This window comes from Desulfofustis glycolicus DSM 9705, from assembly GCF_900130015.1.
Taxonomy (GTDB): domain Bacteria; phylum Desulfobacterota; class Desulfobulbia; order Desulfobulbales; family Desulfocapsaceae; genus Desulfofustis; species Desulfofustis glycolicus.
In genome coordinates this window covers 55913-81261 of the sequence record NZ_FQXS01000004.1, presented here as the reverse complement: position 1 = coordinate 81261, position 25349 = coordinate 55913, and the positions used below count along the sequence as shown (strand labels likewise).

The window sequence follows — 25349 nt, the reverse complement described above, 5'->3', positions numbered from 1 at the left end:
GGTATGACAGGTGCTAACGCCGGTCTGGCGAAAAAACTCGGTTATACCAACGTTCGCGGCTTTTTGGGTGGAGAACCGGCCTGGGTCAAGGCAGGTCATCCGGTGTATGCTTCCTACGATTACGTCGAAAAGGGCAATATCGTTCTGATCGACCTGCGTCCCGGTGGGGAAACAGTGGAAGGCCGGATCCCTCGCTCCATCCCATTGACCATCGACGAACTTGAGCGACGGATCAACGACATTCCTCGTAACGCACCGGTCGTGCTGTATGGCGATGATCAAGACGATGTAATGTACGCTTTTGATGAACTGCGCTGGCAGGGATATAAGAACGTTTCCCTGGTGCGCGGCAATTATGAAGGTTGGGTCGCCGCCGGCAAACCGATCGTCACCGGTCCGGTTTTCTCGACCGAGATCAAGTGGGTCAGAAAACTCGGCAAAGGCGAGGTATCCGTTGAAGAGTTCAGGAAGGCAACGCTCGGCCAACTGCCCGACACCTTTGTCATCGACGCCCGTACCGACGAGGAAATCGCGCAACTGGGGATCTTCAAGAATACCGTCAATATTCCGCTCGACGAGATTCCCAAGCGCATGGATGAGATTCCGAAAGACAAGCGCATTTTTATCCACTGCTCAACCGGAGCACGTGCCGATCTTGCCTATCGCGAGCTGGTCAAAAACGGCTACGACGTAAAATTCCTGTTGCTCGACATCTCCGATCCGGAATGTGATTGCCCGATTATCAGACCGTAAGCAACGAGCCATTTTTTCAAAAAGGGAACCTCCGGCCTGCGCCGGGAGTTCCCTTTTTTCGTTTTCCCGTGTAGAGTGCACCCCGTAAAACCACCGTTCAAAAACCTCCGCCACCCACAATTGTTATGAGCAACGACGAGCAGAAAGTCATCTATTCGATGATCAAAGTCAGTAAATTCTACGACAACAAACCGGTTCTCAAAGATATCTCGCTCTCCTACTTTTACGGGGCGAAAATCGGCGTGCTCGGTCTCAACGGTTCCGGCAAATCCACGCTGTTGCGCATTCTGGCCGGTCAGGATACCGAATTCAACGGAAAAACGGTATTATCGCCCGGGTACACCGTCGATTACCTGGAACAGGAACCACAACTCGACCCGAATAAAACGGTCAAAGAAATCGTCGAGGAAGGTGTCCAGGAAACGGTTGACTTGCTGAGCGAATTCAACACAATCAACGAGCGGTTTGCCGAACCGATGGACGATGACGAGATGCAGGCGCTGATTGAGCAACAGGCCGTGGTCCAGGATAAGCTCGATACCCTGTCCGCCTGGGATCTTGACAGTCGCCTCGATATGGCCATGGATGCCTTGCGCTGCCCGCCATCGGACACTTCGTGCGACGTTTTGTCGGGCGGTGAACGACGACGGGTAGCCCTGTGTCGTATTCTGCTGAAAAAGCCCGACATACTTCTTCTCGACGAACCGACCAACCATCTTGATGCCGAATCCGTCGCTTGGCTGGAACGCCATCTGCAGGATTATGCCGGCACCGTCATCGCGGTAACCCATGATCGCTATTTCCTTGACAACGTAGCCGGTTGGATTCTCGAATTGGATCGCGGGGTTGGAATTCCCTGGAAAGGCAACTATTCCTCCTGGCTTGAACAAAAGGAAAAACGACTGGCCAAGGAGGAAAAGCACGAAAGTGAGCGCCGCAAAACCTTGCAACGGGAACTGGAGTGGATCCGGATGTCGCCGAAAGGTCGACGCAGTAAAGCCAAAGCAAGGATAACCTCTTACGAGGAACTGCTTTCTTCCGGTTCTGTCGAAAAAGCGAAAGATCTGGAAATTTATATTCCTCCCGGACCGCGCCTGGGTAAGAAGGTTATCGAGGCCAATGGGGTAAAAAAAAGCTATGGGGATCGGCTGATTGTTGACAACATGAGTTTTAATCTGCCCGCCGGTGGCATCGTCGGCGTTATTGGACCGAACGGCGCCGGCAAGACGACACTGTTCCGCATGATAACCGGCCAGGAAAAACCCGACGAAGGTTCGATCAATCTCGGCGAAACGGTCAAACTGGCCTATGTCGACCAGAGCAGAGAGACGCTTGATCCGGAACAGACCATCTGGCAAGAAATTTCCGACGGTCAGGACACGATCTGGCTTGGCACCAAAGAAGTCAATTCCCGTGCCTACGTGGCGCGTTTCAACTTCTCCGGCACCGATCAGCAGAAGAAGGTCGGCCTGCTGTCCGGCGGTCAACGCAATCGCGTTCATCTCGCCAAAATGCTTAAAGAAGGTGGGAACGTCCTGTTACTTGATGAACCTACCAATGATCTCGATGTCAATACGCTCCGCGCGCTTGAAGAGGCGTTGGAACACTTTGGCGGGTGTGCGGTGGTTATCAGCCATGATCGCTGGTTCCTCGATCGGATTGCCACCCATATCCTTGCTTTCGAGGGGAATTCTGAAGTTGTCTGGTTTGAAGGAAACTATTCCGACTACGAGAAAGACCGCAAGAAGAGGCTGGGCGCCGCAGCAGACCAGCCACATCGTCTGAAATATCGACAACTGACACGCTGAGCAGCGCCTGCGGTCGGAGATCCACACCTGCCAAGCCTATTCCGGCGGCAGCCTCCGGCAGTACCGGCCAGTACGGAAGAGAAGATAATCACAGCGTTTGTAGCTCCACGCCGAATCGCTCCAAGACCGAAAGGTGTTCTTGCGCAGCGGCAAGATCGTTGGCCCGTGCCGCCGTTTCAATGCTCAGGGCTACATCGCGGATGCCGTGCATGCCGAGGCTGGCGGCGGCACCCTTGATCGAGTGCGCCGCTGCTCGTACCTGCTCCGCATCGTTGTTTTCGAGTCCTCGTTCGATCAGAGTGATATCGTTGGCGCAGGATCCTTTAAATAATTCGAGGAGTTCCTGAAGCAGATCGGCATCGTCTGCCGCCTGTTGCAAGGCAAATTCCTTGTTCCAATTGAAGTTCATCATGGCTGCCGGTCCACAGTTCCTGTTTATCATCCTGACACTGATCGCTTCCTGAATGGGTTGTACGCACCTGGTATGCGAGCATTACCATGAGCCGGGAAAAAACTCAATTACCGTGTATCGGCATGCCGGTCGCCGTCAACAGGGAAAAATCGATTCTACCAGCCCTTATCAGTCGTAACTCCCCCCCTTCCTGGGTTATGACCGTGGAACATTTGCCGCCGTTTCGTTCACCGTCGTCGAGGATCAGATCGATCGTATCTCCGAACTGGTGATAGATCTGCTCCGCTGACCGTGCCGGTTCCATTCCGGAAATATTTGCGCTGGTCGCCGTGATCGGGCCGCCAACGGCCCGACAGACGCCGTTGGCAACGGGATCGGAAGAAACCCTGATACCGACTGTTGCAGTTGCGCCGGTCAGCCACGGAGAAAGAAGGGGCACGGCGGGAAAAATCATCGTCAACGGCCCCGGCCAATACGTTGCCAGCAGCGGTCTATAACAGGCGGGGATAGCTGCGGCCAGCTGTCGTAGCCACTCGGTCCCATCTATCAGCACCAACACCGGTTTGTGGCGCGACCGCTGCTTGACGGCGAAGAGCCGCCTGAGTGCTTGCTCATTGAACGGATCGACAGCAAGCCCATAAGATGTCTCGGTCGGTAGAGCGACAATGCCCCCCGCAGCAATGAGCGCCGCCGCTTTTGCCAATGCGGCAGCGCTCACCACCTGAATCCGGTCAACCTTTGAGCGCTCGGGCCTTTTCATGCACTTCCGCAACCATCTTGGCGCGGAAATCACGCAATTTCTGAGCGATTTGCTGATCTTCCAAAGCCAGGATACGGCAAGCGAGAACTGCCGCGTTTTTCGCTCCGGCTTTGCCTATCCCCATTGTCGCTACTGGAACGCCGGGCGGCATCTGGACGGTTGCCAGCAACGCATCCATACCACCCAGCGGCGATGCATCGAGCGGAACACCAATTACCGGCAGATCGGTATGGGAAGCAATGACACCGGCCAAATGGGCTGCCATGCCGGCCCCGGCGATGATGATCTTGATCCCCCGCTCCGGTGCTGATCGGGTATACTCCATAACCAACTCCGGCGTGCGGTGCGCAGAGGCGACCGTCATTTCGCACGGTACCTGCATACTCGCAAAAATATCCGCGGCAGCGCGCATTACCGGCAGATCGGAATCGCTGCCCATCAGGATGCCGACCACCGGCTGCGATCCGGCGTCCGACCTCCGCTGTATAGCTTTATTACCGATATCAGAACGATAATGGCAACCGGCCCAACTGATCTTGGCAACCGCCCGGTAGGCGCAGTCGCGTGCTGCGTCAAGGCTCTCGCCGATGGCAGTAACGCCGAGCACTCGGCCGCCGGCAGTCACCAGTCGCCCCTTGTTTCGCTTGGTGCCGGCGTGAAAAACGGTCACCTCAGGCGAATCCGGAACCGCTTTGAGTCCACGAATCTGTTTGCCGGTTTCATATGACCCGGGATAGCCACCGGATGCCATGACGACGCAGACGGTCGGTCGTGGATCAATCTCCAACTGGAATTGTTCGAGCCTGCCGTCGATAGTCGCCTCAAATATATCGATAATATCGGTCTTCAACCGCATCAATAACGGCTGGGCTTCCGGATCTCCGAATCGGCAATTGAACTCAAGAACATTGACGCGACCGTCGTCAATCATCAGCCCGGCATAGAGCATCCCTTTGTAGAACCTTCCCTCGGCCGCCATGCCGCGCACGGTCGGCAACATGACCTCTTCCATGACGAATCGGGAAATCTCGTCGGTAACCACCGGCGCCGGCGAATAGGCGCCCATGCCACCGGTATTCGGCCCTTGATCGTCGTCAAAAACCGCTTTGTGATCCTGCGAGGTGGGCAGCGGCACTACAGTCTTGCCATCGGTAAAAGCGATAAATGACGCCTCTTCTCCAACCAGACATTGTTCCACGACGACTTTACTGCCGGCACTGCCAAATTTTTTCTGTTTCATGATCAGATCAACCGCTTCTTTCGCCTGATCAATTGTGGCCGCAACAATAACACCTTTCCCTGCAGCCAGACCGTCGGCCTTGACGACGATTGGGGCGCCGCATTTCTCAATATATTTTTTCGCCTTCTTCGCTTCGCCAAAGATTTTGAAATCAGCGGTGGGAATCCGGTATTTCTTCAGGAACTCCTTGGAGAACGCCTTGCTGCCCTCCAGAGCTGCTGCGGCACGGTTCGGGCCGAATATTCTCATGCCTTTTTGTTCAAATGCATCGACGACTCCGGCTGTCAGCGACGCTTCCGGGCCGACCACGGTCAAGTCAATGGCATGCTCTTCGGCAAACGCCGTTAAGGCCTCGATATCGGTGACATCGATAGCGACGCATTGAGCGAGATCGGCGATTCCTGCATTACCAGGCGCACAGTAAATATCGGACACCTTGGAGCTTTGTCTGATTTTCCAGACCAGTGCATGCTCCCTGCCTCCTGAACCAATAACCAGGATCTTCATAACTCCCCCTTTTACGATTCTGACGAAATGGGCCTTTCACCGGTCGATGAAGGCGCCGTTTCTGCTCGGAAATGTCACGACACGAGACCGAGACCAGAGCGTCTCGGTCATTCCGGCACTACGTTCACGGAGACAACAGTCACCCCGCACCTTCCGAGAGACCGGCTTGGAAAATTCCCCCTGCAGGCCCGCAGCCGACGAACGGAGCTGGCATGTTCCAGAGTAACCTATAAGGGGAGCTTGAAAAATCGTCATTTCGCCCAATCTCGTCGTTGCGCAATCATATTTTATCCTCGGAATATCATCTATTCCTGCGGAAATATTTTCTTGCGCGCCTTGATCTTGAACGAAGCTCGGAAATGTTCAAGCTCCCCGTAAGATTAGTCGATTTCGACAATCTTACAATCACAATATGTTCAGTCAAACGTTTCGCCCGGCCGCCCTCACCGTACAATTGTTGAGAAATTTTTCCAGGCCGGCGTTGACAAATGGCATGCCAATGAGTAGATGAATGAATAGTCATTCATCTACCCTTTACACTGTTAATCTAAATAGATGTCATGAAATCCGTCGAAAAGCACAACAAGATTCTCGTCTCAGCGACCAAGGTCTTTGCAAAGAAGGGGTTCTTTAATGCCAGGATCTCCGATATAGCCAAAGAGGCCAAGGTTGCGGACGGCACGATTTATCTCTATTTCAACAATAAATTCGATATCTTGATCTCCGTTCTTGAAGAGGAAATCGGCAAAATTATCGAACAGATACAAAAAGCGATTAAAAAAGAGACTGATCCGCACAAGATGCTTACCATTTTCGTCCACAAGCACCTGGCGGCGATGAAACAGAACAAAAATCTGGCCGAGGTCATTCACATCGAGCTTCGGCAGAGTGATAAACTCGTCAAAGAATATCGCAACAAAACATTCAAACAATACATCGACCTGATATCGGAAATCATCAGGCTTGGCCAAGAGCAGCACATCTATCGCAAGGAAATCATGCCGGGAATTGCCAAGAGAGCCTTTTTCGGTGCACTGGATGAAGTCTCCCGTGTCTGGACGGAAACAAGCACTTCGAGCTACTCTCTGGAAGAAACGACGGAGCAGGTCCTATCCCTTTTTCTGTTCGGCATGATAGAGAGAAGAGACTGACAACAAGACGCACCTCTTGTCAGGCAATCTCGGCGGCCGAGATGCCGGTGACCTCAAACTCCCTATTGCCCCCCGGGGTTCGAGCCAGGACGTCATCCCCGACTTCTTTGCCGATCAGGCAACTCCCCAGAGGCGAGAGGACTGATATCGATCCCTTTTTGACATCCGCCTCCTCCGGCCCAAGGAGCTGATAGCTGATTTCCTCATTGGTATCGAGATCGAGCAGACTGACGATCGTGCCAAAGACGGCACGGTCACATCTGACTTTTGTGCAATCGATCACCTCGGCACGGCTCAGTTTGTCCTTGAGCTCAAGGATCCGGCCTTCTATGTGGCCCTGTCGTTCTTTGGCCGCGTGATATTCAGCATTCTCCTTCAGATCGCCATGCCCCCGTGCGGTTTCGATGGCCTGAACAACCTCGCGCCGATCCTTCCTTTCTAATCGTTCCAGCTCTTCCTTGAGTCGTTGGTAGCCGGTTTTTGACATCGGTATGCGTTCTACCATGTGCTGCCTCCATAAAAAAAAATACCTGCCGCGGCCTGCTGAAGACCGGTGCAGGAAAAACTTACGTGCGCAACTTACCAACGGTACGCCAGGGAGGCGGACACGCCGTAATGATCGTAGTCGTCCGACCAATCGGACGAGAACCCTCCTTTTACTAAAAATAACGGACTCATTTCAAGTGAAATAGTAAAAGTCAGTTTCTGAACCAGTGAGTCTCCCTTTTCGATGCCGAGCCCATAAAGGGCTGAAACATAACTCGTTCCCCCCTGCAGTTTGCCTGTCGGCCATAGATCGAACCTGTATTCGGCCGTTGCCAAGTGCTGCCAATACTTGCCGGGGCTCCAATACGTTAATTCGGGGCGGAGCGTATCCTCCTGGTCGTCACCATATTCGTTATCGATGCTGTTTTCGATCTTCTGGTATCGATAACTGAGATCAAAGGAGCTTTGTTCCCTAAAAAATCGATAGGAAGCAAACAAGTTGAAGACCCGTCCGTCGTTGATATCGCTGTAGTCGTGCATGCTGAAATCAAAGCCGAGAAACACCCGCGGCAGATAATCGATGGTGATACCGGACCTGAACTGCTTTTTGTACAGTCCGGCAGTCAGGGATTCTATGGTATCCGCCACCGGACGCTGGTTCAGTGAGACAAAGATATTGACCTTTTCTTCAAGATTTCCCTCAAGCCCGATATCGAACACGACAAACGATTTACCGTCGGTGTCAAAATCCTCAAACCCGGCATTGATCTCCCCTTTCAGATATTCATTGAATTGCAGGGCGTATCGGCCACTGATATACACGCTTTTGGCCAATGTGGAGGCATCGCTGTTACCGTATTCATTGCGGCCGAACCAGGCACCCGCTTCGTGAAAAACGGCAGGGTTGAATTGCACGTTCGCTCCGGCATACCCTTGCGTGATATCGATGTGTCCATCGCGGCCCTGTTCTTCACGGTATCGCGAGTCCAATGACAGGTGAGGCTGTCGCTGACGCACGATTTTTTCTGCCGCCTCTTTGAGGACCGGTACCTCCTGCTGGCTTTCCTTCAGTTTCTCGAAAAGCTGCGCTTCCTTCTGGCGTTTGCCCAGACGGCTGTAAATTGTTGCCAGATCTGCATAGGATGATTGTACCGCCGACTCGTCAATATCCTGCAATTCTTGATAGGTACGTTCAGCCTGGTAGAATTCCCGGGCATTGATGGCCAGCTTTGCTTCACGCTCCTTGTTGATGATCTTCCACCAGCGATAAGAAGCGTAGGACGACGCTGCCAGATCGACGATATCCTCGGTTCTGGCAGCCACGAAAAAAGAGGGAGACATGATCTCGTCGAGCATCTCTTCGTCTCCTTTGGAAATCAGGACCATCCGGCGCGCCGATTCGGGAAACGTACGACGAAAGGTTTCGGTACTTTTTATTCTCTCCAGGACGCCGAGTACCTGCTTGTCGAGAACCTGCTGTACCGTTCCATAGAGTTTCAAAGCTTCGTCCCAGCGATCCTCGGACCATAAAGACCGGGCCTGAAGGACAGCCGATCGGGGATCGGCAAGGATGTCCTCCGGCTCGTCGATGCGCCCGGCTCCGGTTAACCTCGCTTTCGGCCGTCCGAGCAGTACAGCCAGCTGTTCAGCCTCCTCGGAAAAGGATTGTTCATTGGGAAGCTGCTGATACAAAGCCAGAAATTCCCGTTCGGCCCGCTCGTGTTTGCCTGAAGCGGAGAGGGCCTGGGCAACTAAAACGCGAGCCCGGAGAGTTTCGGGAAGATCGCGCTGAACCCGCTCACCGATGGCAAGCGCTGCCTGTGGCTGCTGGAGCCCGATCAAGATGTGACACGTATCGAGACGCTCGGCGAGCGGAAGCGCCTTCAAATGCCGGGACAGTGCGTCAATCGTTTCGTCTTTGATCTCAGGACCGCCGCTCAGTAGTTCTGACAACACTCCGGCCAGTCTTTCCGGTTTTACGTTTTGCAGCAGTTCCTTAAAACGAGCTGTTTCAGCTGCCGCCTGCCGTTCTTGTAAAAAAACACCCATGAAAAAAAGCAGCATATCCTGCTCGACACCACTGAGCGGCTTTGTCGGTCTGGTGTTGGTAAAGTATTGGAAGAGCTGGTTCAGAGCCTGTTGTCGATTGCCGGTATACCAGCGCAGTTTGGCTTGGAGATGGAAAAGCGTTGGTTTGCGTGTCGCTCCGATGTCACCGGCAACTTTTGTGCCGGCTAGTTGTTCCGCTGCCGCCAACCAGACGGCAGCGCCGTTATAATCGTGTCGATCCAGTGCGAATCCGGCAAGAGACAGCAGTGCCTCAGGAGAGTCAGGCTGCTCGGCGAGCAGCGATCGTAAGACTTCTTCAGCCTGATACGAATTGCCGCGAACGGCGAGAATTTCAGCCCTCCGGCGGAGAAGCAGCGACCGATTCTGCGGATCGTCGCCAAGCCGCACCAAAACGTTATCGATCGCACGCTGCGCTGTCGCGTAGAGGTGGTTGGCGATCAGTGCATCAAGATAAGCCCGCAGCAGTACCGGCGTCTTTTCCACCGCGGCGGACGCATCCGTCTTCAGCTTTTCCACCGTGTCGATAAAACCGAGACGGCCGGCGAGTTTGATAGCGTCACCCCGGACGTTCAGATCACTCGAACGGTGCTGCAGATAAGCAACAAGGCTATTTAATTGTTCTACATCGTCACCAGCGCCGCGCTGGCACCGGGCCAGAGTCAGCTGCAGGGGCACGGGAAAATCGTCCCTGCTCCGGTGCGTCTGCAGCAACGAGATACATGAAGCAAATTGTTTGTCATCAAGGTAGAGCCGGGCAAGCATGCTCAACGAATCGGTATCACCTGGCTCGTGCAATACGATGATTTGCAGTACCTCGGCCAGTTCCTGTCGCTTGCCGAGTTTTTCCAATAACCCCGCCATTGCCCGGTAAATGCCGATTCGATCGGGGGTTACCGTGGCAAGATCACGCCAGAGCATCCAGGCGCCGTTATTCTCGACAATGGTCAACAGATCATTGGCGAGGATCAGCTGGATGTCGGCGATCCGAGCGGAAACATCTTTTCCGGTCGGAAACTCATTTCGGTATTGCTCGAAATAGGCCAGAGCCCGGTCTATACGTCCTTCCTCATACAAATAGATATCGGCGATGACAGGCAGCAGCTCTTCGCGCCTGATGCCGTGTTCGACCAGGGCCAGGAGATGGGGCAAGGCCAGGCGCTTCTGGTCGCGATCGATACGGTAATCGGCAAGCTTTTCGTGGTAAAACAGGTCATCCGGTCGTTCTTCGAGCAATCTCTGCCAGAGAGCGGCGGCATCATCGATCCGTGACCGATTCTTAAAGAGTTCGGCCGCTTCCTCGAGGATTGTCGGAGCAACCCGGTATTTCTTGACCAACACCGCGTAGTAATGACACGCTTTGTCATAGTCTCCAATTCGTTCCGCAGCACGGGCCAGATCGAGAATCAGCTCAGGGTTTGCGCTGCCGCGTTGATACAACTGCTCCATCAGCGGGATAGCGAGATCCACCCGGTCCCGGTTTCTCAAGGACTGCACCATCCCGGTCAGTGCTTCGTTTGCCTGACTGGAAAACGGGTCCTGTTCGAGTACCTGACCAAAAAGTTCAAAGGCGCGTTCATTGTCGTTCTTGGCAAGCGCAAGCGTTCCTGCACTGATCAAATAGTCGTTCCTTGTCGGATCAAGTTCCAAAAGACCTTCCAGATACCAGGACGCCCGCTCGTAATCGCCGACGGTAATCAATACTTTGCACAATTCCCATCTGACTTCCTCGATATGCGGTTTTTCTTCAAGAACTGACAAATAGGATGTGATTGCCGCTTCGTATTGCTCTTTCTTGACCAATTCACGGGCTCTGTCCCAGAAATGTTTCCAGGCCGGTTGCTCACCATCTCGGGTGACGATGGTGATTGTTTTTTCAGGAGCAAGCGGCAGACAGACTGCCGGCCGGATACCGGGCAGAAGAGACCAGCAGCCTGCCAGGAAAAGCGTCCAGAGCAGAGCAAGCGCCGGGCCGGCATGATACCGGATCGGGCGTGGGTGTTGCGGACGCCGGCTGCAGGCCATTTTTACGGCGTCACGTGATCCGGTATGACAGGGCGATACCTGGTGATCAAAGGACATGGCTGTCGGGTATCGTGCACCAACTGGGTGATACCACGCCGGCTAGCCGTAAAACGCCTGAATGGTTTGCACGACATGGTGTTGCATTTCCTCAGTCAGGCCCGGAAAGATTGGCAGAGCCAACGTTTCCAGGGCTGCCTGTTCGGTGTGAGGCATCGGGACGGAAGATGAAATCGGCTGCAGGCACTGCTGCTGGTGAAGGCCGAGCGGGTAGTAAATCTCGGTGGTCACCCCGCTGTCCTGCAACCATATCCGCATGGCATCCCGCTCCTGTACCCTGATAACATACTGGTTGTAGATATGGTAGTTGACTTCTTTCGTCTGCTTTGCGGCCTGATCGGCAAAAACGGCGCGGGGCAACGAGATACGTCCATTGCCTAACAAACCGCTCGCCGTGAACAATTCGTCGTAACGATGCGCGTTCTCTCGTCGCTGGGCATGCCAGACGTCAAGTTGGGGAAGTTTAACACGCAGTACGGCCGCCTGAATCGGGTCGAGACGGAAATTCCCGCCGACAAGGGCATGGTAATACTTCGGGTAGGCTCCGTGATTGCGTAACAACCTGATTTTCGCTGCCATATCCGGATCCTGGCTGATAACCATACCGCCGTCGCCGATTCCTCCGAGGTTTTTGCTCGGAAAGAAAGAAAAACAGCCCGCGATACCGAGCGTCCCGGCTCGACGCCAGGCAGGTGACGATCCGGGACGAGAAAACGGCACCTCTGCACCGATCGCCTGCGCGGCATCCTCGACGAGGGGTACCCGATAGTGTTCACACAAGGAAACAATTTTCGTCATCTCGGCACATTGGCCGTAGAGATGAACCGGGATTACCGCTTTGATCCGGCGATCACGATCTTGCGCCAGCGCGATTTCCAGCTGGTTCGGATCGATATTAAAGGACACCGGGTCGATATCGGCAAACACCGGACGTGCTCCGAGGCGAAGGATAACACCCATGGTCGCGAAAAAAGAAAACGGGGTGGTGAGGACCTGATCGCCGGGACCGATGTCAAGTGCCATCAACGCCACGAGCAACGCGTCGGTACCGCTGGAGACGCCGATCGCGTGAGCCCCGCCGCAATAGTCGGCCACCTCCGCTTCCAGGGCATCGACTTCGGGTCCTTGGATATAACGCGTCGAGTCGATAACTTCGATCACCTTTTCGATGATCTCTTCACGCAACTCGTCGAGTTGCGGCTTCAGGTCGAGCAACGGTACGTTCATTGGCCGGCGAAAAGGCAGAGGTTGACGGGAAACGAGCGGCCGTCACTCAGGACGGTGAAGACCCGGAGGTGTTGACGATGATTTTTTCTCCGTCGAAGAAATCGACGATGTCAGGCATTTCTGCCTCGAGGTACTTCTTCATTTTCGCAAGGAGGTTGACTTCGATCTGACGAACCCGTTCCCGGGAGATGGCAAATTTATCGGCGATGGTCTGCAGGGTCAGTGGTTCGTCGGTCAGCAATCGCTCCTCGAGGATCATCCGTTCTTTATCGTTGAGATTTTCCTTGAGTTTCTCGAGCAACTCCTGGAGCCGCTGCTTCATTTCCCGGCCGGCGATCCGTGATTCGATGCTCGGGTCGTCGCTTGGAATAAAGCTTTTCTGCTCGTCGTCTGAATCGTTTTTGACCGGACTTTCCAGGGAAACATCCCAGCTGTCCATCCGCTGGCTCATCTCCACGACTTCTTTTTCTTTGACGTTGAGCCGTTCGGCAAGCAGTTTGGGTTCCGGTTGAAAGCCCTGCGCCTCGAGAAGTTTCTTTTCTTTGTTGAGACTGAAAAAGAGTTTTCTCTGAGCCTGGGTCGTGCCGATTTTCACCAAACGCCAATTATCCATTATGAATTTGAGCACATAGGCCCTAATCCAATAAGCTGCGTAATAGGAAAATTTAACGCCTCGATAGGGATCGAATTTCTTTGTGGCCTGAACTAGTCCGACATTTCCTTCCTGGATCAGATCCATGAAATTTTGCATCCAGTATTTCTGGAAATCCATGGCAACTTTGACAACCAGTCGAAGATTCGAGGAAACGAGCCGGTAGGCAGCATTCGGGTCGCCGGTTTCTCGAAATCGTATCGCCAGCTCTTCCGTCTCTTCACGGGATAATAACTCATACTGGCTGATTTCCTGGAGATATCGATGGAGGGCCGGGTTGCTGAGCGCCGGCAGGTTCTCATCGTCGGGAACAGAGATCAGCGGATTTTCGTGTTCCTCCAGATCCACCGTTGTTGTGTTGTCGTCTCTACTCATACTATTATTCGAGGCTCCACGGTACCCCTGGTCATTTCTTGAAAAAACTGTTATTTTACTTCATCAGAGAAAAAGTGCAATTGCTATGTCCACGGTCTTGTTTTAGGCCCCCCTGCACCACAGTCCATCCTACCACATCCATCGGGTAGAGAATATTTTATTTTTTATTTTTCAGTTTTAATGATAGAAGTCCTGAGCCTTTTGCAAAACTTAGATTTTCGTTCATAATCAAGGCATGCGAAAAATTTTACCACAGGCATATAGTTGATATTCCGAGGATAAAATTTTGATCATAACGCAGAGTTTGGGCGAAAAGATTGTTTTGCAAATGGCTCGTCCTGGTTTGCAAAAACCCGAACGCTGACCAATCTTCTTCCAGCCAGTTATCTTTTCGTAAACAATGATGAACCATATCCGTAATTTCAGCATAATAGCCCATATCGACCACGGAAAGTCGACCCTTGCCGACCGCATGATCCAACTGTGCGACCTGGTGACTGCCCGCGAATTCAAGGACCAGCTGCTCGATACAATGGACATCGAACGGGAACGCGGTATCACGATAAAAAGTCAGACAATTTGTCTGCCCTATACGGCACGCGACGGCAACACTTACGCCCTGAATCTGGTCGACACACCGGGCCATGTCGACTTCAGCTATGAGGTCTCCCGGGCCCTGGCCTCCTGCGAAGGCGCCCTGTTGCTCGTTGATGCGGCCCAGGGCGTCGAGGCCCAGACGCTGGCCAATCTCTATCTGGCGATGGAAAACGATCTTGTCGTGATTCCGGTGATCAACAAGATCGACCTGCCCTCGGCCGAACCGGAACGGGTAACCTTCCAGATCGAAGAGGATCTCGGACTCGAAGCCGACCTTATTCAAATGTGCTCTGCCAAGAACGGGACCGGAGTCGCCGAGATTTTGGAAGCCATCGTCACCCATCTGCCCCCTCCCAAGGGCAGCATCGACGCTCCGCTACAGGCCCGTATCTTTGACGCCACCTACGATTCCTATCGCGGCACCGTAATATCGTGCCGGATTATCAACGGCAGCGTCAAGCAAGGGGACCAGATTGTCCTCATGTCTACCGGGGCGTCTCATCGGGTCGAAGAAGTCGGCTTGTTTCGTCTGCGCAAGGAGCCGTGCAAACAATTGAGCGCCGGTGAAGTCGGCTACATCCTGGCCGGTATCAAATCGGTAGGTGACGCCAAACCCGGCGACACGATCACGTTGCGGGACAGGCCGTGCGCTGTTCCGCTCGCCGGTTTCCGTGAAGTCTTACCGGTCGTCTTTTCTTCGCTCTATCCGATTGCTGCCGACGATTACGAAGATCTGGTCGCAGCACTGGAGAAACTGCAACTCAACGATGCCGCCCTCTCCTTCCAGAAAGACTCTTCCGCTGCCTTGGGTTTTGGTTTTCGTTGCGGATTTCTCGGTCTGCTGCATCTCGAAGTCGTCCAGGAACGGCTCGAACGGGAATTCGATATTTCCCTGATTCTGACAGTGCCGTCGGTCCGGTATCGTTTTACGCTGACCGATCAGACCGAGATCATGGTCGACAATCCGGCCCATTTCCCCGACCCTTCCAAGATAGCCCGGACCGAAGAACCGTATATCAAGGCATCGATCCTGATTCCGGAACGATATATGGGGGCGGTGATGAATCTGTGCATGGAACGGCGCGGGGAAAATACCAACTATCACTACCCGACGCCGGGCCGTATCGAATTCACCTGTGAACTGCCGCTCGGCGAAGTCATCTACGACTTTTATGATCGCCTGAAATCCATCACCCAGGGGTACGGTTCCTTCGATTATGAACTGCTCGATTACCGCTCAAGCGATCTGGTGAAGCTCGACATCCTGGTCAACGGTGAGGTCGTGGACGCCCTCTCTCAATTGGTTCACCGCTCGAACGCCAGGGAGCGCGGACTGAGCGCCTGCGAGCAGCTCAAGGAAGAAATCCCGCGACAGATGTTCAAGATCGCCATCCAGGCAGCCATCGGCACAACGATCATCGCCCGGACTAATGTCTCCGCCCTGCGCAAAGACGTGACCGCCAAATGTTATGGCGGCGATATTACAAGAAAGCGAAAACTGCTGGAAAAACAGAAAGCGGGAAAAAAGCGGATGAAAACCGTCGGCAATGTCGAAATTCCGCAAAGCGCGTTTCTTTCCGTGCTCAAGCGCGACGCGGATTGATATCAACACCGGCGGATAACGTAACGTACCGGGAAGGTGTCTGGGGAAATCCGGCTTAGTGATCGATCCTGCCTCGACAGGGAAAGGCCATCGTCGAAATGTCGATTCCCTTTCTCATCATGATCTGCTCCATCTCCTGGTGGGACAGCACCGATTCTTCCTGACGGGAGAGAAAAACGATACAGTCCTGGCAGATGTTGAAGGCCGTACTGTCGACCTCACTGAACACCTCCCAGCAATCCTTGTGCGGGTTCAGCTTGGCAGGGCACTCCTTGTCTTCGGCACAATTCATGATAGTCCAGCAGGGAAGGTGGGAAAATGGGGACATGGTTCATCTCTCCTCTGAATGAGTATACGTCGGATGAACTGGGAACTTAATGCATTAAGCAGATCTGTTCAAGAGAATTTACCAGGAACAGACGTCGATTCGAGCACAGATTCGCCGATTGACGACACCTCTGGCAAACAGCAACGATGTGCAAGTTGTGCCTCATCGCTTGGCGATGCCGGCAATGGTCTGGAGTCGTTCAATAAGTGGTTCGCGGCCGAGCCTGCTGGTCGCGGAAAAGATAATTCTCTCGTCCGGTCGCAAACCATGTCCGGCATCGAGCAGGCTACTGTTTCTGCTCCGTTCGTTTCCGGAAAGCTTGTCGGCCTTCGTGTAGACGGTGAGAAACGGAACACCGTGCTGGCGTAGCCAGCCCAGCAGCTCGCTGTCGAGATGCTTAACCCCGTGCCGCAGATCCATGATGACCACAACGCAGGCTATTTGACTGCGGGTCTGCAGGTAGGAGGTGATCAGTTTGCCCCATTGGGTGCGGAGATCTTTGCCGACTTTGGCATAGCCGTAACCCGGCAAATCGACGAAATAGGCAGCGTTTTCAACGAGGAAATAGTTGAGTCCGGTGGTCTTGCCGGGACGGGAACTGACTTTTACCAGCTGTTTGCGGTTAAGCAGGGTATTGAGCAGGCTTGACTTGCCGACATTGGAGCGGCCGGCAAAAACAATCTCCGGTAGATTATCCTGCGGTAATTGGTCGAGACGATGGGCGCTGACGACGAACGCGGTCTCGAAGAATTCCATCGCTTCAGATGACCTTGTTGAGCGGATATTCGATAATTCCCTCGGCGCCCCTGGCAATCAGGCGGGGAATGAGATCCCGGACGATATCTTCAGAAACAACGGTTTCCACGGAAAACCATGTCGACTGGTACAACGGCGCAATCGTCGGCGCATTGAGACTGGGCAGGATGCTGACCAGTTGATCGAGATTGGTGTTCTCCACATTCATCTTCAGGCCGACGATACGATCAGCTCTCAGCGCCCCCTGCAGCAGCAACGAGATATTTTCTATCTTCTGCCGCTTCCACGGGTCGTTCCATGCGTCTTTGTTGGCAATCAGCTGGGTGTTCGACTCCATCAACTCGTGGATGATTCGCAGACCGTGGGCGCGAATGGTGCTCTCCGTTTCGGTAACCTCGACGATTGCATCGGCAAGTCCTGAAACCACCTTTGCCTCCGTGGCTCCCCAGGAAAATTCGATATCGACGGCGATATTGCGGGACGCAAAGAACCTTCGGGTAACATTGACCAACTCGGTAGCTACCCGCTTTCCCTGCAAGTCTTCGATCGACCTGATTTCTGAATCTCCGGCAACGGCAATGACCCACCTTGTCGGTTTATTACTGACTTTCGAATAAATCAGGTCGGCAACAATCACCGCCTCGGACTCGTTCTCCTCGGTCCAGTCTTTTCCGGTAATGCCCGCGTCGAGCATTCCCCCTTCGATATAGCGCGACATTTCCTGGGGACGACAGATCGAACAATCGAGTTCTGGATCGTCGATTTTGGGAAAATAATTCCTGGCTGCCGGCTTAATCAGCCAGCCTGCTTTTTCGAACAACTCGATCGTCGCTTTTTCCAGGCTTCCTTTGGGAAGCCCTAATTTCAATACCTGCATCTTGTCACCCGGTCGTATCGGCGCTGAAACAGCTGTCCGCTATTTTTTGTATACAGTTTCAGGATCAAAAACACGCTGTTCGACAACCTGCAGCGCCCCGTCTTCGACCCGTCGATAAAAACAGGAGGGATATCCTTTATGGCAGGCTGCCCCGCCCTGTTGACGAACGACGTAAACGATCGTGTCTTCGTCGCAATCAACAAGAATTTCGACTATCTCCTGCCGATGCCCCGATGTCTCGCCCTTCTGCCACAATGTTTGCCGGGACCGGCTCCAATAATGGGCATAACCGGTCACCAGCGTTTCTGTGAAGGCCTGCTGATTGATATAGGCCAGCATCAAAATGCGACCGGTTTCCGCTTCCTGGACAATTGCCGGCAACAGCCCGTCCGCCGACTTGCTGAAATTGAGTTGTATCATACCCGCCATGCCTGTGTTTGCTCTGTTGTACCGGTTATCCCGATGCCCGCAACGCCAGGCGGTGAGAACCCGTCTGGCCGGGGCACCCTACATTAGGGGGCCGAACACCTTTTGTCAAGAAAACCGCTGAGAAAATTTGACACGCATCACTCCAGTCACTAGTATTGTCGACCACCGAGAAATAAGATGGTGACGCGTTGCTGTACAATCATTTTTTACTGGCGCGTTGAGAAGACACCAGCAGAGCAATAAGCAAGAGCATCGAGGGAACATGGAACCCATAGTAGAAAATCAAGATCGGATCACTCTTACCTTCATCGGAAAACTGGATAACGGTGCAGTTTTTATGAGGGTACCCGCAGACAAGCCGATGTCGCTGCGTATCGGGGATGCAGAATTGCCACCGTCCGTTGAACAGACCTTGACCGGCATGAAGATCGGAGAAACGAGAACGGTACGAGTGGATCCCGACGAAGGATACGGTCCCCGGATGAAAAACCTGCTTCACGAAGTCCCCCGAAACACCATCGGACATCGGTTCGAACCTAAAGCGGGGATGCTCATCTCACAAAAGGTCGAACGTGACGGCAAACAGCATTCGGTCCCGGCGACCATTATCGAGGTGCACGACGAGACGGTGGTGCTCGATTACAACCACCCATTGGCCGGCCATCATCTCACCTACGAACTCACCGTCGTGGCAATAGAAAAATTCTCCCAGCCCTGACTCACCAGCAAGTGCTCCCCGACACCCGACGATCCCCTGCCTATCCTGCCTTTCAGAAAAATTCCTGTACTTTCATTATTCACTATGTATAGAATTAACTGATTAGAATAACCATTTCGCTGCAGGGGTGATTTATGCACATTGAAGATGACGAAATTTTACAGGGATTTATTGAAGAATCGCTGGAACATCTCGCCGATATAGAAAACGACCTGTTATCTATTGAAGAAAATGCCGCCGATGTCGACGAGGACCTTGTCAACAAAGTCTTCCGCGCCGCCCATTCCATAAAGGGTGGCGCCGGATTTATGGGATTGACGACGATCCAGGAACTATCCCATGCCATGGAAAACGTCCTGGGCATGATTCGCAGCAAGACGCTCGTGCCCACCCCGGAAATCGTCAATGTATTGCTGCTCGCCTCGGATCAGTTGCAGCGAATGATCGAGGATGTGCAAAACAGCAACGATGTGGATATCGAATCACATCTCGTCCCACTCAACGCGATCGCAAACCATGAGTTCGCCCAACCTGCGGAACGTTCCGAAGCCCGGAAAACGAAGACGAAGATAACGACCCCGGCTGAGCCGGAAGCAGCCCCTGCCCCCCCGCTCTCCGTCGAACCGGCGGAAGATAAAGACGAGGCAATTGAAGAAGCCGAAGCAGCCGAGCAACTCGAGGCGGCCACGGCCTCGGAAGAAGAGAGCGCAAGCGACCCTGAGGATCAGATCGAACATCCGCACCTCACCGCTGATATCGACGACCCTGCCGACCTGACGGCGGAAACCGTTTCGAACCGGGATAACGGCAGCTCCAAGGGCAAGATGGAAACCTCGATTCGAGTCCATGTCAGCCTGCTCGATCAATTGATGACCCTGGCAGGAGAACTGGTGCTGAGCCGCAATCAACTATTGCAGACCATCGGCGGCGAAGATTTCCGCAATATGGAGGCGGTCGGCCAGCGGATCGATCTGATCACGTCCGAGTTGCAGGAAGCGATCATGCTGACCCGGATGCAACCGATCGGCAACGTCTTCAACAAGTTTCCCCGGGTCGTCAGAGACCTTTCGAAAAAGCTCGGCAAGAAAATCGATTTGACCATTATCGGCAAGGACGTCGAACTGGACAAAACAATCATCGAGGCGATCAACGATCCGTTGACACACCTCGTGCGCAACTCCGTCGACCACGGTATCGGGCTTCCCGACGAGCGCCGCAAGGCCGGCAAATCGGAGACCGGTGTCGTCCAGCTTAAGGCCTTCCATGAAGCCGGCCAGGTCGTTATTGAAATCGTCGACGACGGCCGTGGCATCGATGGCGACGCCCTTGCCGCCAGCGCGGTGAACAAGGGTCTGCTCACCCTCGAGCAGACCCAGGCGATGTCGGAAAAAGAAAAGGTCAACCTGATCTTTTTGCCCGGATTTTCCACCGCCAAAGAAGTTACTGACGTTTCCGGCCGCGGTGTCGGCATGGATGTCGTCAAGACCAACCTCGACAAACTCGGCGGCCATGTCGACATCATCTCCGAGGTCGGTCAGGGAACCACCATTTCCGTCAAACTGCCGTTGACTCTGGCCATCATTCCCTGCCAGATCATCATGACCGCCGACGAGCGATACGCTATCCCGCAGGTCAACCTCGAAGAATTGTTGCGCATTCCCGCCAGTCAGGTCAAGGAGCGCATCGAACGGGTCGGCACTGCTGAAGTGGTCAGGCTCAGAGGCAATCTGCTGCCGCTGATCCGCCTCTCCGACGTGATCGGCGCCGACCGCACCTACTACGACCCGAAAGAAGATATGTTCAAAAGCGATCGCCGACAACTAATCAGTGACCGGCGTAGCCAGGAATCACCGCTGTTTATGGACAAAACCCAAGCGCAGGAGGATCGCGCGAACGCCGAATCGAGCCGGCATGACCGCTCCGTCAAAGATCGACGCACCTCTGCGGCCAGTGCCCTGAACATCGTCGTCGTCTCCACCGGCTCGATCAAGTACGGCCTGATCGTCGACAAATTGCAGGATTCCGAAGAGATCGTCATCAAACCGCTCGGCCGGCACCTGCAGCAGTGCAAAGGATACGCCGGGGCCACCATCATGGGCGACGGCCGCATCGCGTTGATCCTTGACGTCGCCAATCTCGCCAGAATGGCGAGGCTGACCTCGGTTGACGGCAGCGATCGCGCTACCGAACTTGCCATTGCCGCAGAAGAAGCGGTCAAGTCGAAAAAAGACCGGCAGGCATTGCTGGTCTTCCGCAGCGCCGAAGACGAGCAATTCGCCGTGCCGCTCAATCAGGTCGACCGGATTGAGAAAATCAAGCGCAGTGAAGTTGAGATTGTCGGCGGCAAGCGCGTCATGCAATATCGAGACGGCAGTCTTTCTTTGATGTGCGTTGATGACGTGGCCATGGTCAAACCGCTGGCGGATCACGAGGATCTCCTGGTGGTCGTTTTTCACATCGCTTCGCGCACCGTCGGTTTGCTTGCCATTGGCCCGATCGATGCCCTGGAAATCAGCGCCGACATCGACGAATCGACCCTGAAGCAGACCGGTATCATGGGATCGGCCATCATCAATGGGCACACGACGATGTTGGTCAATGTCTTTGAACTGACGCAAACCTTGCATCCCGAGTGGTTCGAGAACCGGGAAGTGTTCGAGTTCAACGAAAAGAGCGGCACCCAACCGCCGACTATCCTGATAGCCGAGGACTCCAATTTCTTCCGTAATCAGGTCAAAGGCTATCTCTCCGAAGCCGGCTACCATATCCTTGAAGGAGAGGACGGCCAGGTCGCTTGGGATCTCCTCGAAGAGCACCATCAGGACGTAGCTCTCGTCGTTACCGATATTGAAATGCCTAATCTTAATGGATTTCAGCTGACCCAGCGGATCAAGTCCGATCAGCGATTCTCCGGTTTACCGGTTATTGCGCTGACCACGCTGGCCGGGGAAGAAGACATCGCCAAGGGAAAATCGGTCGGCATCGACGAATACCACATCAAACTTGACAAGGAGCGACTCATGGCCTCCGTTCATGATTTTGTCAAACGGGGTCGCTGAGCAGCTTTGCACCAGTCAGACAGATCGGGGACATGAGCGGAGACCGCGCCGTCATTATCAGCACAGGGACAGACTATTATGGCACAAAAGAAGACTGATTCTGTAAAACGGATGGTAGAACTTGCCACCTTTTATGTCGGTGACGCCTTATGCGGCATGGATATCCTCAAAATTCAGGAAATCAATAAACTGACACAGATGACCAAGGTGCCCCAGGCCCCTGAATACGTCATCGGTATCCTCAATCTGCGCGGCCAGATTGTTACGATAATCGACCTGGGAAAAAAAATCGGCCTCGGCGAGACCGAAATCAACCAGGATTCCCGCAATATCATCGTCAACGATTCCAGCGGTCACGTCGGACTGCTGGTTCGGCAGATAAGCGATGTGGTCAGTGCCGACATGGAGCGGCGCGAATCCGCGCCAGCCAACATGCATGGCATTCAGGGAGATTTCTTTACCGGTGTCTACAAGACCGAGCAGACGCTGATCGGCATCCTCGACGTCGACAAAGTCCTCAGCATCGAGGAATGATCGGCAAGAGATGATTCCAACGAAAAAAATCCGCGTTCTCGTCATCGACGATACCATTGTCTACCGCAAGGCGGTTTCCGATATCATCGAGGAACTCCCCTGCGCCGAACTTGCCGGTGTCGCTCATAACGGCAAGATCGCCGTTGCCAAGATCGCCAGCCTGAAGCCTGATCTGCTGACCCTCGACATAGAAATGCCGGTGATGAACGGCATCGAAGTGCTCCAGGAGATCCGCCGGCAAAGGCTCGATGTTGGCGTTATCATGCTCTCGACACTGACCGCCGAAGGCAGCGACATGACCATGCGCGCCCTCGACCTCGGCGCCTTCGATTTCCTGCTGAAACCGCAGCAAAGCGCCGGCCAGGCTGACGGGAAGCGGCAGCTTAAAGAGATGCTGCAGCCGATGATCGAGGCCTTTGCCCGTTCCCGGATCGCGGCCGGGATGGTTTCCGGACGAGCCGGGTTGCAGCGACCCACCGGAGCGAGAGGGCGCGACGGGTCCCGAACGGCGGTTCCTCCGGCCCGCCCGATGCCCGTTGCCACACGAACCCCGGAACGGAAAACGAAATCGGAGATTGTCGTCATCGGTATTTCGACCGGCGGCCCAAACGCGCTTGGCCAGATGCTGCCGGGACTTCCTGCCGACCTCGGCGTTCCGATTCTCGTCGTCCAGCACATGCCGCCGGTCTTTACCAGGTCGCTGGCCGCCAGTCTCGATAAAAAGTGTCGTTTGACCGTCAAAGAGGCCAGTGAGAGGGAACCGCTAATGCCCAACATCGTCTACATCGCCCCCGGCGGCAAGCAGATGAAAATCGTCGCCGCGGCGGACGGCACCAATCGAGTTATCAAAATTACCGACGATCCTCCGGAAAACTCGTGCAAGCCGTCAGTCGATTATCTCTTCCGTTCCATTGGTGATTACTACGTCAACCGGGCTACAGCGGTGATCATGACCGGCATGGGTTCCGACGGCACCAAGGGGCTGCAGACCTTGAAAAGCAAAGGGGCGCGGATCATCGCTCAAAACGAAGAGACGTGTGTCGTCTTCGGCATGCCCAAGGCCCCGATCGAACAGAAGCTGGTCGATGTCGTCGCCCCACTCGGCAGGATCGCTGACGAAATCATCAAAACGGTTAAAACCTAAGCCCAGAGGGATGCCTTGAAACATTCGAATGATCATGTAAAATCAAGGCGAGCGAACACTATGTTCAGCAACGATATCGTTGCTGTCTCACCGACGGGTTATGTGCGCTCAGCGCCCCACCGAGAGGAGTTGCCAACATTTGCCGCGATCGTGTCGCCGGGTGCCTCATGCTGAAGATCCAGACCGGCGAACTCAAGGTCATCGCGCAGTACATCCACAGCGTCTCCGGCATATATCTCGATCACAGCAAATCCTATCTCTTTGAAACACGGCTCAGCTCGATTGCCGAAAAACTCGGCTGCGCGTCGTACCAAGAACTCTACAACAAGGCGCGCTCGGACGGCAGTAAAACCATCGAGCGCCAGATCGTCGATGCGATATCGACCAACGAGACGCTGTTCTTCCGGGACAAAGCACCCTTCGAACTACTGCAGCACAAGATGCTGCCGGAAATCATCGACGCACGCACCCCTGCCGCGCCGAACCTGAAAACGCCGGTCAAGATCTGGAGTGCCGCGGCCTCTACGGGTCAGGAACTCTATTCAATCGCCATTATCATCAAAGAGTTGGTCAGGGATCTTCCCCGGTATCAGTTCACTCTGCTCGGTACCGATATCTCCGATGCCGCTCTCGCCCAGGCCAGTTATGGGAAATACAACCGCTTCGAAATTGAACGAGGCCTTGATCAACGTTCCCTGCAGCGCTATTTCACGTTATTTGGCGACTCATGGAAGATCAAGGATGAGATTCGTTCGATGGTCAGCTTCCGCAAGTACAACCTGATGCAACCGTTCACGGGCCTCGGCAAATTCGATATCATCTTCTGTCGTAATGTGGCCATCTATTTTACTCTGGAAGATCGCAAGGTTCTCTTCAACAAGATCGCCGACAGCCTGGCCGATGATGGGTTCCTGGTTATCGGTTCCACCGAATCGTTGACCGGTGTGTGCCCTCGGTTCGTCCCGAAACGGCACTTGCGCACGATCTTTTACCAGAAGTCTTAGCAAAAGGTACCCAGCCATGGAAAATCTCACGATTCTTGTTGTCGACGACGACCCGGTTATCCGGCGCCTGCTTGAACAACGACTGGCCAAGCAGTCCTATGTCGTGTCGGTTGCCGAAAACGGCCAACAGGCGGAAGCCGCGCTCCGGGAACAACCGTTCGACGTCGTCCTCACCGATTTGATGATGCCGGGCGGCATTGGGGGAATCGAGGTTCTGGAGATCACGAAAAACCTTTATCCGGATACCCAGGTGGTGCTGATTACCGCCCATAGCTCGATTGATTCGGCGGTGGAAGCGATGAAAAAAGGAGCTACTGATTATCTGGAAAAACCGATCAATTTCGATGAATTATTCCTCAGACTCGACAAAATCGCCAACGTCAAGACCATTCTTCGTTCCGCCAAGGACATCGAGCAGGCGATGACGGTTACCGAGAGCGCCGCTTCGGAAACCATTCAAAATCTTGAAATGACCGTCGCCAAAAAGCAGCAACTCATCGATGCGGTAGAAGATCTGTTGACCGACGATACGCTGCCGGAAGACGAGCGTATCGCCAGGGCCATTACCATCCTTTGTGAAAACGGCAATTAATTGCCGTCAGTTCCGACCGTGCCGGCCCGTTCTCGCTGGTGTTCGCCACCTTTGTTTTATTATATGAAAATCAGTTTCACAGGCTGAACTCCCCGGGCTGGTTGGTTCTCTCGGAGGCTGCCTCGTGAAGGCCCGGCTGGGCGGAGAATCAGGCCATAGCGCAGCAGTCGGAGGGAGGACCAACCAGC

General features: G+C 54.1%; 21 protein-coding genes. 10 read left to right on the top strand and 11 right to left on the bottom strand.

The window, feature by feature from the left end; genetic code table 11:
- Nucleotides 1-3 precede the first annotated feature (3 nt).
- Complete coding sequence (locus tag BUC26_RS04865; RefSeq protein WP_073373813.1) at nt 4-753, top strand: rhodanese-like domain-containing protein; 750 nt, start codon at nt 4-6, stop codon at nt 751-753.
- 125 nt (nt 754-878) lie between these two features.
- Complete coding sequence (gene ettA, locus BUC26_RS04860; RefSeq protein WP_073373811.1) at nt 879-2561, top strand: energy-dependent translational throttle protein EttA; 1683 nt, start codon at nt 879-881, stop codon at nt 2559-2561.
- An 88-nt stretch (nt 2562-2649) separates the two neighbouring features.
- Here ettA and BUC26_RS04855 read toward each other — a convergent pair whose 3' ends face one another.
- The 3 genes from BUC26_RS04855 to purD all read right to left on the bottom strand — a co-directional run bounded on the left by BUC26_RS04855 (nt 2650) and on the right by purD (nt 5480).
- Nucleotides 2650-2973 carry an Hpt domain-containing protein gene (locus BUC26_RS04855; RefSeq protein ID WP_073373809.1) on the bottom strand — a complete coding sequence of 108 codons (324 nt, stop codon included), beginning with the start codon at nt 2971-2973 and terminating at the stop codon, nt 2650-2652.
- Nucleotides 2974-3076: 103 nt separating this feature from the next.
- Complete coding sequence (locus BUC26_RS04850) at nt 3077-3733, bottom strand: L-threonylcarbamoyladenylate synthase (RefSeq protein ID WP_073373806.1); 657 nt, start codon at nt 3731-3733, stop codon at nt 3077-3079.
- Entirely contained in the window at nt 3705-5480 is a 1776-nt protein-coding gene (purD, locus tag BUC26_RS04845) for a phosphoribosylamine--glycine ligase (RefSeq protein WP_073373804.1), read from the bottom strand. Before purD ends, BUC26_RS04850 begins: the two co-directional genes overlap by 29 nt.
- Before the next feature lie 560 nt (nt 5481-6040).
- Here purD and BUC26_RS04840 point away from each other — a divergent pair.
- Complete coding sequence (locus BUC26_RS04840) at nt 6041-6631, top strand: TetR/AcrR family transcriptional regulator (RefSeq protein ID WP_073373802.1); 591 nt, start codon at nt 6041-6043, stop codon at nt 6629-6631.
- Between the two features lie 19 nt (nt 6632-6650).
- Here the strand turns inward: BUC26_RS04840 and greA are convergent, their stop codons facing one another.
- The 4 genes from greA to BUC26_RS04820 all read right to left on the bottom strand — a co-directional run bounded on the left by greA (nt 6651) and on the right by BUC26_RS04820 (nt 13520).
- Nucleotides 6651-7136 carry a transcription elongation factor GreA gene (gene greA, locus BUC26_RS04835; protein ID WP_073373800.1) on the bottom strand — a complete coding sequence of 162 codons (486 nt, stop codon included), beginning with the start codon at nt 7134-7136 and terminating at the stop codon, nt 6651-6653.
- A 74-nt stretch (nt 7137-7210) separates the two neighbouring features.
- Entirely contained in the window at nt 7211-11266 is a 4056-nt protein-coding gene (locus BUC26_RS04830) for a tetratricopeptide repeat protein (RefSeq protein ID WP_084540453.1), read from the bottom strand.
- 42 nt (nt 11267-11308) lie between these two features.
- Entirely contained in the window at nt 11309-12493 is a 1185-nt protein-coding gene (locus BUC26_RS04825) for a DegT/DnrJ/EryC1/StrS family aminotransferase (protein WP_073373796.1), read from the bottom strand.
- A gap of 46 nt (nt 12494-12539) precedes the next feature.
- Nucleotides 12540-13520, bottom strand: coding sequence for a sigma-70 family RNA polymerase sigma factor (locus BUC26_RS04820; protein ID WP_073373794.1), 981 nt, complete (start codon nt 13518-13520; stop codon nt 12540-12542).
- 403 nt (nt 13521-13923) lie between these two features.
- Here BUC26_RS04820 and lepA point away from each other — a divergent pair, with 403 nt between their 5' ends.
- Nucleotides 13924-15720 carry a translation elongation factor 4 gene (gene lepA / locus BUC26_RS04815; protein ID WP_073374065.1) on the top strand — a complete coding sequence of 599 codons (1797 nt, stop codon included), beginning with the start codon at nt 13924-13926 and terminating at the stop codon, nt 15718-15720.
- Nucleotides 15721-15775: 55 nt separating this feature from the next.
- Here the strand turns inward: lepA and BUC26_RS04810 are convergent, their stop codons facing one another.
- From BUC26_RS04810 to hisI, 4 genes are all read right to left on the bottom strand, one after another.
- Nucleotides 15776-16048 (bottom strand): hypothetical protein, encoded by a 273-nt coding sequence (locus BUC26_RS04810; RefSeq protein WP_073373793.1) that lies wholly within the window; start codon nt 16046-16048, stop codon nt 15776-15778.
- A 162-nt stretch (nt 16049-16210) separates the two neighbouring features.
- Nucleotides 16211-16804: a ribosome biogenesis GTP-binding protein YihA/YsxC gene (gene yihA, locus BUC26_RS04805; RefSeq protein ID WP_073373791.1), complete on the bottom strand. Its 594-nt coding sequence runs from the start codon at nt 16802-16804 to the stop codon at nt 16211-16213.
- A 4-nt stretch (nt 16805-16808) separates the two neighbouring features.
- Entirely contained in the window at nt 16809-17681 is an 873-nt protein-coding gene (gene hisG, locus BUC26_RS04800; RefSeq protein WP_073373789.1) for an ATP phosphoribosyltransferase, read from the bottom strand.
- A gap of 39 nt (nt 17682-17720) precedes the next feature.
- Nucleotides 17721-18101 (bottom strand): phosphoribosyl-AMP cyclohydrolase, encoded by a 381-nt coding sequence (gene hisI / locus BUC26_RS04795; RefSeq protein WP_073373787.1) that lies wholly within the window; start codon nt 18099-18101, stop codon nt 17721-17723.
- A 271-nt stretch (nt 18102-18372) separates the two neighbouring features.
- Between hisI and BUC26_RS04790 the strand changes: the two genes are divergently transcribed.
- The 6 genes from BUC26_RS04790 (at nt 18373) to BUC26_RS04765 (ending at nt 25161) form a co-directional block, all read left to right on the top strand.
- A complete protein-coding gene (locus BUC26_RS04790; protein WP_073373785.1) occupies nt 18373-18828 on the top strand; it encodes an FKBP-type peptidyl-prolyl cis-trans isomerase in 456 nt (151 codons plus the stop codon).
- A gap of 134 nt (nt 18829-18962) precedes the next feature.
- Complete coding sequence (locus BUC26_RS04785; RefSeq protein ID WP_073373783.1) at nt 18963-21887, top strand: hybrid sensor histidine kinase/response regulator; 2925 nt, start codon at nt 18963-18965, stop codon at nt 21885-21887.
- Between the two features lie 78 nt (nt 21888-21965).
- On the top strand, nt 21966-22421 hold the full coding sequence (locus BUC26_RS04780) for a chemotaxis protein CheW (protein ID WP_073373781.1): 456 nt from the start codon (nt 21966-21968) through the stop codon (nt 22419-22421).
- 10 nt (nt 22422-22431) lie between these two features.
- Nucleotides 22432-23565, top strand: coding sequence for a protein-glutamate methylesterase/protein-glutamine glutaminase (locus BUC26_RS04775; protein WP_073373778.1), 1134 nt, complete (start codon nt 22432-22434; stop codon nt 23563-23565).
- Between the two features lie 167 nt (nt 23566-23732).
- Nucleotides 23733-24569, top strand: coding sequence for a CheR family methyltransferase (locus BUC26_RS04770; RefSeq protein ID WP_073373776.1), 837 nt, complete (start codon nt 23733-23735; stop codon nt 24567-24569).
- 16 nt (nt 24570-24585) lie between these two features.
- On the top strand, nt 24586-25161 hold the full coding sequence (locus tag BUC26_RS04765) for a sigma-54-dependent transcriptional regulator (protein ID WP_073373774.1): 576 nt from the start codon (nt 24586-24588) through the stop codon (nt 25159-25161).
- Nucleotides 25162-25349 lie beyond the last annotated feature (188 nt).